Origin of the sequence: Tardiphaga sp. 37S4 (genome assembly GCF_021044645.1) — a bacterium.
GTDB classification, from domain to species: Bacteria; Pseudomonadota; Alphaproteobacteria; order Rhizobiales; family Xanthobacteraceae; genus Tardiphaga; species Tardiphaga robiniae.
This window is the reverse complement of sequence record NZ_CP088008.1, coordinates 2381259-2396823: the sequence shown is the minus strand read 5'-3', so window position 1 is coordinate 2396823 and position 15565 is coordinate 2381259. Positions and strand designations below refer to the sequence as shown.

10 protein-coding genes and 1 tRNA gene are annotated in these 15565 nt (G+C 62.1%); 5 read left to right on the top strand and 6 right to left on the bottom strand.

Annotated features, from left to right (window positions below; all coding sequences use genetic code 11):
• Positions 1-5: 5 nt before the first annotated feature.
• On the bottom strand, positions 6-1322 hold the full coding sequence (locus LPB73_RS11680) for an ABC transporter substrate-binding protein (protein WP_175368998.1): 1317 nt from the start codon (positions 1320-1322) through the stop codon (positions 6-8).
• 346 nt (positions 1323-1668) lie between these two features.
• Here LPB73_RS11680 and LPB73_RS11675 point away from each other — a divergent pair, with 346 nt between their 5' ends.
• The 4 genes from LPB73_RS11675 (at position 1669) to LPB73_RS11660 (ending at position 3606) form a co-directional block, all read left to right on the top strand.
• Positions 1669-2640, top strand: a complete 972-nt coding sequence (locus LPB73_RS11675) for a LysR family transcriptional regulator (RefSeq protein ID WP_231080663.1) — start codon at positions 1669-1671, stop codon at positions 2638-2640.
• A gap of 172 nt (positions 2641-2812) precedes the next feature.
• Positions 2813-2992, top strand: a complete 180-nt coding sequence (locus LPB73_RS11670) for a hypothetical protein (protein ID WP_068736432.1) — start codon at positions 2813-2815, stop codon at positions 2990-2992.
• Between the two features lie 85 nt (positions 2993-3077).
• A tRNA-Cys gene (locus tag LPB73_RS11665) sits at positions 3078-3151 on the top strand.
• A 131-nt stretch (positions 3152-3282) separates the two neighbouring features.
• Positions 3283-3606 (top strand): hypothetical protein, encoded by a 324-nt coding sequence (locus tag LPB73_RS11660; RefSeq protein WP_231080662.1) that lies wholly within the window; start codon positions 3283-3285, stop codon positions 3604-3606.
• A 27-nt stretch (positions 3607-3633) separates the two neighbouring features.
• Here LPB73_RS11660 and LPB73_RS11655 read toward each other — a convergent pair whose 3' ends face one another.
• The 5 genes from LPB73_RS11655 to LPB73_RS11635 all read right to left on the bottom strand — a co-directional run bounded on the left by LPB73_RS11655 (position 3634) and on the right by LPB73_RS11635 (position 13534).
• A complete protein-coding gene (locus LPB73_RS11655) occupies positions 3634-4368 on the bottom strand; it encodes a tRNA-uridine aminocarboxypropyltransferase (protein WP_231080661.1) in 735 nt (244 codons plus the stop codon).
• Positions 4369-4424: 56 nt separating this feature from the next.
• Positions 4425-7502 carry an efflux RND transporter permease subunit gene (locus LPB73_RS11650; RefSeq protein WP_305801706.1) on the bottom strand — a complete coding sequence of 1026 codons (3078 nt, stop codon included), beginning with the start codon at positions 7500-7502 and terminating at the stop codon, positions 4425-4427.
• 32 nt (positions 7503-7534) lie between these two features.
• Positions 7535-10657 (bottom strand): efflux RND transporter permease subunit, encoded by a 3123-nt coding sequence (locus LPB73_RS11645; protein ID WP_231080660.1) that lies wholly within the window; start codon positions 10655-10657, stop codon positions 7535-7537.
• Between the two features lie 62 nt (positions 10658-10719).
• Positions 10720-12108 carry an efflux RND transporter periplasmic adaptor subunit gene (locus tag LPB73_RS11640; RefSeq protein ID WP_231080659.1) on the bottom strand — a complete coding sequence of 463 codons (1389 nt, stop codon included), beginning with the start codon at positions 12106-12108 and terminating at the stop codon, positions 10720-10722.
• On the bottom strand, positions 12098-13534 hold the full coding sequence (locus LPB73_RS11635; protein WP_414716908.1) for an efflux transporter outer membrane subunit: 1437 nt from the start codon (positions 13532-13534) through the stop codon (positions 12098-12100). Before LPB73_RS11635 ends, LPB73_RS11640 begins: the two co-directional genes overlap by 11 nt.
• A gap of 685 nt (positions 13535-14219) precedes the next feature.
• Here LPB73_RS11635 and LPB73_RS11630 point away from each other — a divergent pair.
• Positions 14220-15449 (top strand): SAM-dependent methyltransferase, encoded by a 1230-nt coding sequence (locus LPB73_RS11630; RefSeq protein WP_231080658.1) that lies wholly within the window; start codon positions 14220-14222, stop codon positions 15447-15449.
• Positions 15450-15565 lie beyond the last annotated feature (116 nt).

Sequence of the window (15565 nt, the reverse complement as noted above, 5' to 3'; positions counted from 1 at the left end):
GATCCTTAGGTGTAGGGGCCGAGCTTGCAGCCGAAGAAGTCCGGCGCGTTCATCACGCTCTCGCCATCCGCAATATCGACGATCTCGTAGAAGTCTTCCTTGTTCTTCATCTCGGACGGCTTCTTGCCGCGCAGGATCGGGATCGGCCGCACCATCTGGTGATCTTCGGCGCGGAAATAGACCTTGCCGATGGTGGTCTCGTAAGGCTGCACCTTGGAGCTCTCCATCGCCTTGATCACATCGACCGGATTGAACGTACCGGCGCGTTCGACCGACATCGCCCACAGATAGGTCTGCATGTAGCCGATATGCGCGCCCCAGCGCGGATAGTACTTGTTCTGCGCCACGAAGCTCTCGACGAAGGTCTTGGCGAGCGGATAGGTGTCCTGCAGTCCCCACCAGAAGTCGCAGCTGCCATAGACGCCCTGCATCAGCTCGGCGCCGAGCTCCTTGTCCTGAAACGAGGACAGGTTCGGCACCACAAGCTTCATGCGCTTGAGCACGCCGAACTGTTCGGCCTGCTTGGTCGAAGCGACCGCATCGCCGCCGAAGGCGATGTTGACGAATACGTCCGCGCCGCTATTGGCGATGTTCAGGAGCGCCGACGAATAGTCGGTGGTGCCGAGCGGCACGACTTCCTTGGCGACTTGCTTCCAGCCCTGCTCCGCCGAGAACTTGGCGAAGCTGTCATAGACGGTATGGCCATAGGTGTAGTCAGGCACGAGGAAGGCCGACTTCACGTTCTTGCCGAGCGCCTTGGCGACGACGGGCGCCATCGCTTTCGCGGCCATGTAAGCGTTCTGCTGCGAGCGGAAGCCGTAGCGCTGGCAGTTCTTGCCAGTGATGTCGTTGGAGCCGGCGATGCCGACCATGTACAGCACCTTCTCGCGCGAACCGAGTTCTTCGAGCGCGATGGCGCTGGCTGATGACACCGAGCCCGACACCATGATCGCCTTGTCGCGCTGGATGAACTGCGTCGCGCTCTGCACGTCGAGGTTGGGCTTACCTTCGGTGTCGGAGACCTTGTACTTGATCTGCCGGCCGAGCACGCCCTTGCCCTTGAGGCCCCACTTCTGCGCGATGTCGCCGCCGGCATTGATCTGCGCGATGGCCAGTTCATAGCCGAGCTTGAGATCTCCGCCGTCGCCCGAGAACACACCGGTGAGCGGTATGGTCAGACCGACGAAGACCGAATCCGCAGTGACGCCTTCCGGAAATGTGCCGATCGTCGCCGGCGATTGCGCGAACGCGCTGCCTGGAAGCATGAGGCCCGCGGCAGTGCCGACTCCCCCGAGCAAAAGCTGTCGACGGTCAAACTGCATGACACACCCTTCTGGTTCGATCACCGCCGCCATTGGCCGGTGAGCTGCGATGGGGGCTGGCCCCCGCGAAATTGAGCTTCTGGAACGGCATGCCGTCGCGACTCTCGTGGTGCCTGCGAGATCATCGCAAGAGCCTCATTCATGGTCACTCGCTGAACCCGGACTTCCGGCAGCGCTGCGTCCGCAAAGCGAGAGAGACGGATCGTTCTTTGTTCCCGTCAGGCTAGGTTGCTTCGGATCGCACGGGGTATAGACAATCCTGCAAAGGGCCTTGCAGACTGGCTTTTCCACCGCGACAAGGCGTCCCAGTAGCGCGTGCTGGCACAGCTCTTGCTGTTAACTCTGCATGGAAAACTTCAAATCGCTCGATTGGGACGACCTCAAGGTCTTCATTCACGCGGCGCGCGGCGGCAGCCTTGGCAGTGCGGCCAAGCGCCTCCGGGTCGATCAATCCACCATCAGTCGCCGCATCGCGCATCTCGAGAGCACGCTGGGTGTGGCGCTGTTCGAGCGATTGCCGTCCGGACTGAAGGTCAACGAGACCGGCGACCGCCTGCTCTGCCATGCCGAGCGGATCGAGAGCGCCGTGATCGCCATGCGGGAAGACGTGCAATGCGGCGGCAGCCGTATGGCTGGCCGGGTCCGTCTTGCCACGATGGAAGGCATCGCCTCGCTCTACCTCGCCTACCGCTTCGTCGAATTGCGCAAACAGCATCCCGACCTGACCGTCGAGCTGCTGACGTCACCGCAGAGCGTCTCGGTGAACCGGCGCGAGGCCGATCTGTTTCTGAGCTTCTTCCGCCCGACCGGTCAGGGCATGGTGTCCGAGCGGATCGGCTGCTTTCAGCTCGGGCTCTATGCGTCGCAAGAGTATCTCGACGCGCATGGCGTGCCGAAGAGCCCATCCGAACTCACAAAGCACAGCTTCGTCACCTATATCGACGACCAGATCCAGCTCGACTCCGTGCGCTGGCTCGATGACATCATCAAGAGCCCGCCGGTTTCGTTCCATTCCAACAGCATGTGCGCGCAGATGAACGCTGCGGCCGGCGGCATTGGGCTTGTACTGCTGCCAAGTTTTGCAACGGCGCGTCGCCCCGACCTGATCCCGGTGCTGCACGACAAGCTGTCCACCACGCGAGAGCTGTGGATCAACGTCCATAACGATCTGCAATTCGTGCCGCGCATCCGCGCGGTGTCGAGCTTCCTGAAGTCGACCTTCAAGGCGGATCCTCTGATGCAGGCCAGCACGAAGGGCCGCAAGATGCTGGATACGCTGCTGGAGACGGACACACCCGTCACGGAGCAAACAGTTTGATGTTACCGTGAACCATCGGATTGGTGCATGGAACCCCGCACCTGATTCAATGAGGTAAACGTCCCGGTAACCATGACGGGCCTCACGTGTGGATCGGTACAATTTGAACGATCCATTCAACAGCCCAACAAAGGCTTTGCGTCAGATTGCTCTCAAGACAGGGAGCTAAAAGATGAGCGAAGCCGAATTTGACTATCTGCTGGAGACAGTCCGGGCCGAAATCGAGGCCGATGTGCGGGACGATCTGCGCAGCCAGGAAATGTTCTTCGCCCCGATTCCGACCGCTGCGAACGACAATGACGGCCCCTGGCCGCTGATTCCGTTTCCGGATGGCTGGCAGGCCTCCTGCTGATCTTGTGTCGGTATGTCGGACCCCACGAAAGATTTCAGCCGGGCATTGCCTAAATGGCGAACGGTCTGTAACTAACCCGCTATGGGGCCATGTGGCGGAATGGTTACGCGCCGGTCTGCAAAACCGTTTATTCGGGTTCGATTCCCGACGTGGCCTCCATCAATCCAATCAATAACTTAGCCTGCCAGACCCGTGATCGGGGCGCGACTGCTATGAGTGGTGCGCTGCAACACTTCGCTTGGCAGGATTGGAGTATTGATCGTAGCATCCTGCTAACCCTAGGGGGCACGATGAACATCCGGGTCTTGATCGCCACATTGCTGATGACCTCGCCAGGCTGGGCCCAGGCCAAACCGCCCGTTCCGGTTCGCACCGATCCCTGTGCGCCGATTGGCCGGACCGCCGACGGCCAGCTGGTCTATTCCCTGAAGTGCGAGAAGCTGCCGGTTCCGGTGGTGCCGCCGCAGGCTGCAGCCCCGGCACCGCCTCCCGCACCCGTCGTGGAAGAAGCTCGCGGCGGACTGTTCCGCAATCCGTTTTCGTCGCTCGTCAGACCGTCATCATCGAGTGACGAGCGTGAAGCCGGCGTCGGTCCGCCGCCCAGCAGCCGATAGGCCGGGATCAATCAAAACCGAACGCGATCAGGCGTGCTTCTTACGCCGCCAGTCGCGCTTGGGTTTGGGCTTTGGCGCCAGTTCCGGCATGAGGGTCTGGGCTTCGCGATATTTCGCCAGCATCCGCTCGAAAGCCTCGTTCAGCGTGGTCTCGATCTCCGGCTTCCGTTCGAGGCTGGCCAGCAACATCCCCGCGGCTTCGATGGTCGACAGGCCGTCCTTGCGCGGTTCGCGGCGCAGCTTGCCGTAAAGCGACGGTTTGGCCGGTCCGAGAATGACGCGCTGGCATTTCAGCATCCAGGCGTTGCGCCACCACAACGCCTTGGCCTGGCTCCAGGTGCCGTCGAGCAGCACGATGCCCTGAATGTCCTTGAGCAGTGCGCGCTGGTTTTCCTCAGCCTGACCCTTGCGGTCGATGGCGAGGATATCCCGGTCGGTCTCGTAATCGGTGACCTTGGCCGAGCCAAGGTAGAGGATCGCCCAGCGGGCGGGATCGGCGACCGGCTTGCCCAGCGCCTTAGCGAGGCTCGGCCAGGACAGGCCGATTTTGACCGTGGCCTTCTTGAAATGTAGCGCGGCGACGCGGGCGGTGCCCAGCGCCCTGTCCTGTTCCTGCGGATGCTGCAGGATCAGGAGCTCGATCTTGTTGTCGATGGGCGTAATGCTGTCGCAGATGCACAGCGGCATCGGCTTGTGGCAATGCGGACATTCCGGGATCGCCTCAGCGACCTCAGCGGCTTGCAGATCTGATTTCTTGGACATTGCCCGCTATACGCCGCGCGGCCCGAGGCTTCAACCGCCGTAACGCCCGGATTTCGCTATTCGGCCGGGGCCGGCAGCGGTGCCGGGCGGAAGCGGTTACGCAGCCGGTCGATCAGGAGATAGATCACCGGCGTCGTGTAGAGCGTCAGCACCTGCGAGACGAACAGCCCGCCGATGATGGTGATGCCCAGCGGGCGGCGCAGCTCGGTGCCCGGCCCGGTCGCGATGACCAGCGGGATCGCCGCGAATACCGCCGCCAGCGAGGTCATCAGGATTGGGCGGAAGCGCACGGTGCAGGCCTCGAAGATCGCCTCGGCGGGCGACAGTCCGCGATGCCGCTCCGCCTCGATGGCGAAATCGACCATCATGATTCCGTTCTTCTTGACGATGCCGATGAGGAGAATGATCCCGACGAAGGCGATCACGGTCAGCGGCGTGTTGGTGATCTGCAACGCCAGCAATGCGCCGAGCCCCGCCGAGGGCAACGTCGAGATGATGGTCAAAGGATGCACGAGGCTCTCATAGAGCACCCCGAGCACGATATACATTGCGATGAGCGCGCCGAGGATCAGCAGCGGCTGCCGCCCCGTGGTCTTGCTGAAGTCACCGGCATTGCCATCGAATCCGCCCCGGATTCCTTCGGGCATATGCAGTTCGTCGACCGCGCGCTGGATGTTGCCTGTCACGGCATCGAGCTGCACGCCAGGCAGCGTGTTGAACGACACCGTCGTCGACGGGAATCCCTGCGAGTGGAACACCGCCAGCGCGGACAACGTGCGCGACATGCGCACAACCGCCGACAGCGGCACCTGCGCCCCATTCAGGCCGGCAACATAGATGCGGTCGAGATCGGACGGATCGTTCTGGAATTTCGGATCGATTTCCAGCACCACCTTGTACTGGTTGCGCTGGGTGTAGATCGTCGAGATCTGCCGCTGCGAGAATGCGTTGTTCAAGGCGTTGTCGATGTCCTGCACCTTGACGCCGAGGCTCGATGCCATCTTGCGGTCGATGGTCAGCGTCAATTGCAATCCGCCGGGATCGCGGTCGCTCGACACGTCGGTGATGCCCTCGACGCTCTCCAGCCGTTTGCCGACCAGCGGTGCCCATTTCTGCAGGAGATCGAGATTGGTCGAGGTCAGCGTGTATTGATAGTTGGAGTCACTCTGGCGTCCGCCGGCGCGCAGATCCTGCGCAGCAAACATGAAGAGACGGATACCCGGAACCGCGCTGAGCTTCGGACGCAACCGATTGATGACGTCTTCAGTCGATGCGCCGTTGCGCTCCTCTGGTGGTTTCAAGGCGATAAACATGGTGCCCCGGTTGGCGCCGCCGCCGCCCGGCCCGCCAGTGCCGCCAAGCGACGAACCGATACTGGCCACGCCGGGATCGCTCAGCACGAGATCAGCCATATGCTGCTGCAATCCGAGCATCGCCTGAAACGAGACATCGGCCGATGCGCGCGTTGCACCGATCACGAAGCCACTGTCGTCGTTCGGGAAAAAACCTTTCGGCGTCTTGATGTAGAGTGTGACCGTCAGCGCGATGGTGGCGAAGAACACCAACAGCGTCAGGAGTGGAAAACCCAGCACCACATGCAGCGTGCGTTCATAGAACGCCACGACGCGTGACAGCGTGCCTTCGACGATACGGTCGAAACGGGTCTCGGTGCTCGACAGGCCGCTCTTGATATATTGCGCACAGATCATCGGCGTCACCGTCAGCGATACCAGTGTCGAGACGACAATCGAGAATGTTAGCGTCAAAGAGAATTCGCGCAGCAATCGGCCGACCAGACCGTCCATGAAGATCAGCGGGATGAAGGCAGCAATCAACGACAGGCTGATCGACAGCACCGTGAAGCCGATCTGCCTGGCGCCGGCGAGCGCCGCCTGCATCGGCGCCATGCCCTCTTCGAGATTGCGGTACATGTTCTCGATCATGACGATGGCGTCGTCGACCACGAAGCCGACAGAGATCGCCAGCGCCATCAGCGACAGGTTGTTGATCGAGAAGCCGGCCAGCCACATGCCGACGCAGGTGCCGGCCAGCGCCAGCGGCACCGAGACGCCGGCTGCGATGGTGGGGGTGCCACGACGCAGGAACAGGAACACCACGGCCATCACCAGCACGGCGGTGGCAAACAGCGTCCACTCCATGTCCTCGACCGAGGCGCGAATGGTGCCGGTACGATCAGTCAGAACCGAAATCTCGATCCCGGCAGGAATCCATTGTTTCAGATCGGGGATCAGCGCTTTCACGCGATCGACGGTGTCGATGACGTTGGCGTCGCCCTGTTTGGTGATCTGGATCAGCACCGCCGGCTGCTTGTTGAACCAGGCAACCGAGCGGCTGTTGCGCGTCGCATCCTGAACATCGGCGACATCAGACAGCCGCAGATAATTGCCGTTCGAACTCTTGACGATGATCTCGCGAAATTCTTCCGCCGTGCGCATCTGCGGATTCATCGAGATCGTCTCGCTCTGCCGCGATCCCTGGAAGATGCCGACAGGACCAAGCGGATTGGCATTGACGATGGCGGTGCGCACGTCGTCGGTGGCGATCCCGGCATTCGACAGCGCGACCGGATTGAGCTGGATGCGCACCGCGGGCTGGTCGGCGCCGCTGGCAGTGACTTCGCCGACCCCGGGCACCTGCGACAGCCGCTGTACGATCACGGTGTCGGCGACATCGTAGATCGCGGACGCGGACATCGTTGGCGACGTCAAAGCGAGAATGAAGACAGGTGCGGCGGACGGGTTGGCCTTGCGGAAGGTCGGCAATGTCGGAAGATCGGTCGGTAGGTCTGCCATCGAGGCATTGATGGCTGCCTGGACGTCGCGCGCGGCGCGATCGACGTCGCGGCCGATGGCGAACTGCAGCTGAATGCTGGTCGAGCCCAAGGAGCTTGTCGAGGTGATCTGATCGAGGCCGGCGATGATGCCCAGACGTCGTTCCAGGGGCGCAGCAACGGTCGCCGCCATGATCGACGGATCGGCGCCGGGCCGCGACGCCTGCACGCGAATCATCGGGAAATCGACATTGGGCGTCGCAGCGACCGGCAGGAAGTGATAGGCGACGACGCCGAGAAGAAACAGTCCGATCGCCAGCAACGTGGTGCCGACCGGCCGCATGATGAATGGCGCTGAGATGGAGATGGAAGCCACTAGGGCGGCCCCCCTGCTCCCGCCGTTCCGGCTGCACCCGCAACGGGCGTCGCACTCTTCTCGAAACGGCGATTGATGCGATCCAGCGCCAGATAGATCACCGGCGTGGTGTAGAGCGTCAGGATCTGGCTGAGTAGCAGACCGCCGATGATCGACACACCGAGCGGGAAGCGCAATTCTGCACCGGTGCCGCTTTCGATCGCCAGCGGCAACGCTCCAAACAATGCCGCCAGCGTCGTCATCATGATGGGCCGGAACCGCAGCAGACAGGCTTCGACGATCGCCGCTTCCGGTGCCATGCCGCGATTGCGTTCGGCATCCAGCGCAAAGTCGATCATCATGATCGCGTTCTTCTTGACGATGCCCATCAGCAGGATGATGCCTATCAAGCCAATGACGGACAGGTCCTGTCCGGTCAGCATCAGTGCGAGGATCGCACCGACGCCAGCCGATGGCAGCGTCGAGAGAATCGTGATCGGATGAATGTAGCTCTCATAGAGCACACCGAGCACAATATAGATCGTCACCAGCGCCGCGAGGATCAGCCAAGGCTGTCCGGACAGCGACTTGGAGAATTCCGCAGCATCGCCGGAGAACATCCCGACAATGCTGGTTGGCATGCCGATCCGGGTCTCGATCTTTTTGACTTCCTCAACCGCGTCACCAAGCGCTTCGTTTGGTCCAAGGTTGAAGCTGAGCGAGATGGCGGGGAATTGCGCCTGATGCGAGATCGCCAGTGGCGCCGTGGTACGCGTCAGTGTGGCTACGGCAGACAGCGGCACCTGCGCGCCGGCCACACCGGGCAGATACAGTTTCGACAGCACGTCGGGATCGCGCTGCTGTGACGGCAATGCCTCCAGCACAACGCGGTACTGATTGGCCTGTCCGTAGATGGTCGAAATCTGGCGCTGCGCGAAGGCGTCATTCAGCGTGTCGGTGACGCCCTGCAGATTGACGCCGAGCTGACCGGCGCGCTGCCGGTTGATATCGAGCGAGGCCCGCAATCCGCCCGTCTGGGCTTCCGAGGAGACGTCCCGGAACATCGGATCGCGGCGCAATTCAGCAACCAGTTTCTGCGACCACTCGGTCACCTGCGCCGCATCAGTCCCGGTCAGCGTATATTGATACTGCGAACGGCTCGCCTGCGTGCTGATCTGGATATCCTGCACCGGCTGGAAATACACGGTCATGCCCGGGATCGCCGCGACGCGATCCTTGAGCCGCGCGATTACGGCGGTCATGTCATCCTTGCGCTCGCCGCGCGGCTTCAGGGTCATCACCAGCCGGCCGACATTGGTGGTCGGATTGACCGAGCCGCCGCCGATCACCGAGATGATTCCCGTTACATCCGGATCGGCCTGGATCGCTGCGGCTGCCGCGCCCTGCCGGCTCTGCATTTCTGCGAAGGACACGTCGGCACCAGCCTCCGTCACAGCCGTGATCGAGGCGGTGTCCTGCAGCGGCAGGAAGCCCTTGGGGGCGATGACATAGAGGCCCAGCGTTGCGACGATGGTCAGGAACGTGACGACCAGCGTCGCTGGCTGATGCTGCAACACCCACAGCAGCGTGCGGTGATAGAATGCCACCATACGGTCGATGAAGCGGCTAACGGCTCCCAGACCCGGCACCTGCCATTCATCCTTGGTGTGCTTCAAAAGTCGCGAGCACATCATCGGCGTCAACGTCAGCGAGACCACGGCAGACATGACCACGGCGATGGTCAGCGTCATCGCAAACTCGCGGAACATGCGGCCTACAAGGCCAGACATGAACAGCAGCGGGATGAAGACAGCGATCAGCGACACCGTTAGCGAGATCACCGTGAAGCCGATTTCCTTCGCTCCCGCCAGCGCCGCTTCCATCGGGCTCTCGCCCTCTTCCATGTGACGGACGATGTTTTCGATCATCACGATGGCGTCGTCGACCACGAAACCGGTGCCGATGGTCAGCGCCATCAGGCTGAGATTGTCGAGGCTGAAGCCGGCGAAATACATCACGCCGAAGGACGTGATCAGCGACAGCGGCAGCGCTACGCCGGCAATCAGCGTTGCACGCAGCGACCGGAGGAACAGCAGCACCACCAAAGTCACGAGGATCACGGACAGCACCAGCGTGAATTGCACGTCATGGACCGAGGCGCGAATGGTCACGGTGCGGTCGCTCACGATGGTCAGCTTGACACCGGCCGGCATCGAGCGCTGCACCTTCGGAATTTCCTCGCGGATCTGGCGAACGACCTCGATGACATTTGCACCGGGTTGACGCTGGATCTCGATGATGACGGCGGGCGTGCCTTGATACCAACCGCCAGTGCGGTCGTTTTCCAGCCCATCGACGATCTGCGCGATGTCGCCGATGGTCACAGGGGATCCGTTGCGATAAGCGATAATGATCGGCCGATACTGATCCGCCGCCGCGATCTGGTCGTTAGCCGCAATCGTGTAGGCCTGCTGCGCGCCATCGAGCGAGCCCTTGGGACCCGACACATTGGCGCCGGCGATCGCTGCGCGCAGATCTTCCATCGCGATGCCGTAGGCAGCGAGCCGCGCCAGATCCGCCTGCACCCGCACCGCTGGCTTCAAGCCGCCAAGCACGGCAACCTTGCCGACACCCGAAATCTGGCTGAGCCGCTGCGCCAGCAATGTGTCGGACAGGTCGCTCATCGATCGCAGCGAGATGGTGTCCGAGGTCAGCGCCAATGTCATCACCGGCGCGTCGGCCGGATTGACCTTCGCGTAGACCGGCGGATATGGCAGGTTTTTCGGCAAAACGCCGGCGGCCGCATTGATCGCCGCCTGCACGTCCTGGGTCGCGCCATCGATGTCGCGGTTCAGGTCGAACTGCAGCGAAATCTGGCTGACGCCGAACGAGCTCGTCGAGGTCATCGATGACAGTGACGGAATCTGTCCGAGCTGACGTTCCAGAGGCGCGGTGATCAGCGACGCTGTCACTTCGGGGCTCGCGCCCGGCAATTGCGTCGAGACCTGCACGGTCGGGAAATCGACCTGCGGCAGCGCCGATACCGGAAGCCCGAAGTAGCCAAGCGCGCCACCGATCAACAACGCGATGCCGAGCAGCGACGTCGCGATGGGCCGGCGGATGAAGGGTTCCGAGACGCTCATGACTGTGCGCTCTCTTGTATCGAAATCATCAACTCAAGCGATCGATCGTGCGAACATCATGGCTACTTCGCTCCCGATGGCGCGGCGCTCGGTCCGGCTGGAGGCGGCGTCTGGCCAATCGGCGCCTGCGGATTGCCTTGGCCACCCGCACCACCTGAATTCTGGCCGCGCTTGCCACGACGCTCGCCAGCATCATTGCCCTTGCCCCCGCCACGCTTGCGGGGTGCCAAGTCGGCGGTCGGCTCCTGATCGTTGGTGCCGACAGACACCTTCGATCCTTCTGCGAGATTGGCAAAACCCGTGGTGACAACACGCTCGGTCGCCGACAGGCCCTTGGCGATGACGGCCGTAGTCTCGTTCTGCTGCGTCACGGTGACCGGCACCGCCTTGACGATGTCGCCCTCCTCGATCACGTAACTGAACGTACCGGCGGGACCGCGCTGCACAGCCGAGGTCGGCACCACCATCGCATCCTTCAGGGTCTCGACTTTCAGCCGGACATTGACGAACTGACCGGGCCAGAGCTGATAATTCGGGTTCGGGAATTCGGCCTTCAGCTTCACTGTGCCGGTGGTGGTATCGACCTGATTGTCGATGCCGGTGAGCGTACCGGTGTCGATGACGGTGACGCCGTCATTGCCGAACACGTCGACCATCAGCGTGCCCTTGGCAGCAGCGGCATTGGCGCGGACGATCTGCTGCTGCGGCAGGCTGAACAGCACAGCGATGGGCTGCAGCTGCGTGATCACCACGAGGCCCGTGGTGTCGGAGGCGTGGATGATGTTGCCCTGGTCGACCTGACGCAGGCCGGCCCGGCCAGAGAGCGGCGCGATGATCTTGGTGTAGCTCAGCGTTGCGGCGGCATTGTCGATGGCAGCCTGATCGGCATTCACCAGCGCCTCCTGCTGGGCAACGAGAGACTTCTGGGTGTCGGCCTGCTGCTTGGAACCGGCGTTTGACGTTGCAAGCTGCTGGTAACGGATCAGGTCGAGCCGCGCATTGGCCAGCGTCGCTTCGTCCTGCGCCTTCTTGGCAACAGCCTGATCGTACAGCGCCTTGTAGAGGACCGGGTCAATCTCGCCGAGCACATCGCCCGCCTTGACGTCCTGGCCTTCCTTGAAATTGACCTTGATCAGTTTGCCGTCGACCTGTGCGCGCACGGTGACATTGTTCAAGGCCTTCACCGAGCCGACGCCATCGAGATAGACCGGCACGTCCTGGATCTTCGGCGTCGCCGCGAGCACCGGCACCGTCATCATGTCCGGCCGGAAACCGCCGCGGTTGGCGGTCTGACGCTGCTGGAAGGCGTTCCAGCCGATATAGCCGAGCCCGCCGAGGATCAGCAGCGTCACGGCGATCGACACAGTACGGCGGCGCGCCTTGCCGGCGACCTTGGCGACACCATCGCCCGTCGCTTTCGCGGCCTCTTTCAACTCCGGCTTAAAGAGCATTGACCGGTCTTTCCATTTTCGGCTCCCAGCCGCCCCCCAGCGCCTGATAGAGGCTGACGATCGCCTGCAGCCGCGCCAGTTGCGCCTGCGACAGAACATCTTCCGCTTGGAACAGCGTCAGCTGGGTGTTTAGCACAGTTACGATGTCAGCGGTTCCAGCCCGCAATTGCTGCTCGGACAGTTCGAAGGCCCGCTTTGACGCCCGGACCACCTCGCGCTGCAGCCGCAGCCGCTCTGTGGTCTGGCGGATCGCGACCAGCGCGTTGTCCACGTCGGCAAAGGACTGCACGACCGTCTTGCGATAGGTCTGCAGGAGCTCGTCCTGCCGTGCCTGGGTCAGCTCGAAATTGCCCTGGATCCGCCCGCCATCGAAGATCGGCTGTGTCAGGCCGCCGACGAGGCTGAAGAAGGCGGCATTGGGTTGGAACAGCGAGGCCAGCGCTGCGCTCTGATAACCGCCCGAGCCGGTCAACTGGATACTCGGAAAGAACTGCGCCCGGGCGCTGCCGACATTGGCCGTGGCCGAGGCCAATTGCGCCTCCTGCCGGCGGATATCCGGCCGCTGGGTTAACAGCTCTGACGGCAGGCCGGGCGTGACGCGCGGGGCTGCGATATTGTTCAGCGACCCGCCGGCCACGCGCACGCTTTCAGGGGGGCGGGACACTAGCGTCGCGAGCGCATTGACGTTCTGCGCCAGCGTGGTCCGCAGCGGCGGCACCGCAGCGCGCTGATTGGCCAGCACGCTTTCCTGCTGCGCGACATCGAGATCGGTGCCGGTGCCGGCACTGAAGCGCTGTTTGATCGCATCAAGGATACGCTGCGCGCTGGCGATGTTGCGCTCCGCCGTGCGAATGCGGTCCTGCGATGTCAGCACCTGGAAATAGGCATTGGCGACCGCCGCCATAGTGGTCAGCGCCACCACGTCGCGGTCGAAACGATTGGCCGTCGAGGTTTCTTCCGCAGCCAGCGCCGCGTCGCGGTTCTTGCCCCAGAAATCGATCTCGTAGCTGGCCGAGAGCGAGGCCGAATAGGTCACCACCTCGCGGCCGCCATTGGTCAGGCCGCTAGAGCTTGAGCCCGAGGTCCGCGAATAGGTCTCCTGCCCGCCGCCGCTCACGCTGGGCAGCAGCGCTGCGCCGGTGATTCGTGCCTGCGCATCGGCCTGCATGATTCGCGATGTGGCCGCAGCGATATCGAGGTTGACCGTCTGGGCCTCCTCCATCAGCTGCGTCAGTTCCTTGGAGCGAAAGCCGCGCCACCAGTCCAACGTCGGCGTGGCGCCGTTCGGATTGGCCAGCCGTGCCGCCTTATAGCCCGCGGGAATATCGAGGGCCGGATCAGGCAGATCCTTGGTCAAAATGCAGCCTGCCGAACTGGCAACAACGGCAAAGGCGACGACCGAACGCCCAATCTTTTTCGCGAACACGAGATTCACCGCACGAACATCCGGACAAGGCTCCGCTGCGCGCGCTTTGCGCCGAGATTCGGGGCGTTGGAGTATGCAGCCTGAGACACGTTCACCGGGTGATGCTTGTCAATGAAGCGAGCCCGCATTCTAGCGGCCCAATCATCCTGCGGACAGTGTTCTTACGTGTCGCAACGTGCAAGCGACACGAATGCTAGATGCCCACAAATGAGTGGATTTGCACAGATTCTCCCGATTTTGTGGGGTTTTTTGGTCCCTAACAGAAGCGCCGGCAGGTCAGGCTTACGAAGATTTCATGTGTTCATTTGTTGCTGACGCCCGGATTGCGTTCCCCTGTGCACCGGCAGCGTTTTGAAACCCGCCGGGATGTGATGTATGCGCGGCTCCCATGGGCCATCGCTTCAGTTGCCGCGTGAAGAGCTGTTGGTCGATCATGATCGGCTTGACGATGCGGAGCGGATGCCACCGCCGTTCGACGTCAATCGTGCCGCGTGAAGCAAACCATGCAAGAAATACCCGCTTGGCGAGCAAACAAGGCCGCGCTTATACTCCTGCAAAATCGTCCGCGCGTTGACAGAATTTCGCAGCGCACAAAGACGATCCTGTTCGACAAAAGAGCGGCGGCCACATCCTTCCATGCGACTTGAATTCGGGCACAGAACCACGAACTCCCCTGGATCTGCACATGTCTGATCTGATCGTTCTCACTCCGGAAAATGTCGACACGGCGCTGCCCGATCTGCCGCGCATCGTCCGGCTGGCATTGGGCTTCGGCTCACGTCTGCGCCGCGGCACGCTCGACGTGACACTTCCCGATGGCCGGCGTGTCCGCCTCGGCGGCATGGAACCTGGTCCTGCCGCGGAGATGACGATCACCAGCTATGCGTTCGCGTCGCGTCTTGTGAATGGCGGCGATATCGGCATCGCGGAAGCCTATCTACACCGCGAATGGGACACGCCGGATCTCACGCAATTCCTGTATCTGTTCTGCGTCAATCACGATCTCATTCAGGTGATGCTCGGCAACAATCCGCTGATGCGCTTCGTCCAGATCGTTCGTCACTGGTTCAATCGCAACACCAAGCGGCAAGCTCGCAAGAACATCTACGCGCACTACGACATCGGCAACGCGTTCTATTCTGCGTGGCTCGATCCGAGCATGACCTATTCGTCCGCGATTTTCGAAGACGGTACGCAGGATCTCACGGCCGCGCAAAACAATAAATATCGCCGGCTTGCAGAAGCAATCGATCTGAAGCCCGGCCAGAAGGTGTTGGAGATCGGCTGCGGCTGGGGTGGCTTTGCCGAATATGCCGCGAAGAACTACGGCGCACATGTCACCGGTCTCACCATCTCGACCGAACAGCGCGATTTCGCACGTAAGCGGATGCAGGACGCGGGCCTTGGCGACAAGGTCGAGATCAAGTTTCAGGACTATCGCGACGAACGTGGACAGTATGACCGCATCGCTTCGATCGAGATGATCGAGGCCGTTGGCGAACAGTTCTGGCCGCAGTATTTCTCACAATTGCGCGACCGGCTGCTGCCCGGCGGATTGATCGGTATCCAGGCCATCACGATCCAAGACAAGTTCTTCCAGACCTATCGGCGCGAGGTCGACTTCATTCAGCGCTACGTCTTTCCCGGCGGCATGCTGCCGTCGCCGGAAATCCTGAAATCCCTCGGGGCCAGATACGGCGTTCCTGTCATCAAGGAACGCATATTCGGACTGGATTATGCCAAGACGCTGGCGACCTGGAGAGATAGTTTCCGCGCGGCCTGGCCAAGCCTGACGCCGCTCGGTTTCGACGACCGGTTCCGGCGGCTCTGGGAATACTACCTGGCCTATTGCGAGGCCGGTTTCCTGTCGGGGAATATCGACGTTCGCCAGGTCGTATTCGCAAAAGCCCCATAGCCCGCGCTCTGGACTTTCCGCACTGCGGCACCAGATCTTGAGGCCAGACCCTTCCCTTGTCTGGCCCGGCGGCCTCCACTAGGGTCGCCGCGAGATCGACAACCCGAGCGAAGAAT

What these genes read in the sequence shown, in the direction of transcription:
- LPB73_RS11680 (WP_175368998.1), bottom strand. Translation starts at nt 1,322, where the DNA reads ATGCAGTTTGACCGTCGACAGCTTTTGCTCGGGGGAGTCGGCACTGCC.
- LPB73_RS11675 (WP_231080663.1), top strand. Translation starts at nt 1,669, where the DNA reads ATGGAAAACTTCAAATCGCTCGATTGGGACGACCTCAAGGTCTTCATT.
- LPB73_RS11670 (WP_068736432.1), top strand. Translation starts at nt 2,813, where the DNA reads ATGAGCGAAGCCGAATTTGACTATCTGCTGGAGACAGTCCGGGCCGAA.
- LPB73_RS11660 (WP_231080662.1), top strand. Translation starts at nt 3,283, where the DNA reads ATGAACATCCGGGTCTTGATCGCCACATTGCTGATGACCTCGCCAGGC.
- LPB73_RS11655 (WP_231080661.1), bottom strand. Translation starts at nt 4,368, where the DNA reads ATGTCCAAGAAATCAGATCTGCAAGCCGCTGAGGTCGCTGAGGCGATC.
- LPB73_RS11650 (WP_305801706.1), bottom strand. Translation starts at nt 7,502, where the DNA reads ATGCGGCCGGTCGGCACCACGTTGCTGGCGATCGGACTGTTTCTTCTC.
- LPB73_RS11645 (WP_231080660.1), bottom strand. Translation starts at nt 10,657, where the DNA reads ATGAGCGTCTCGGAACCCTTCATCCGCCGGCCCATCGCGACGTCGCTG.
- LPB73_RS11640 (WP_231080659.1), bottom strand. Translation starts at nt 12,108, where the DNA reads ATGCTCTTTAAGCCGGAGTTGAAAGAGGCCGCGAAAGCGACGGGCGAT.
- LPB73_RS11630 (WP_231080658.1), top strand. Translation starts at nt 14,220, where the DNA reads ATGTCTGATCTGATCGTTCTCACTCCGGAAAATGTCGACACGGCGCTG.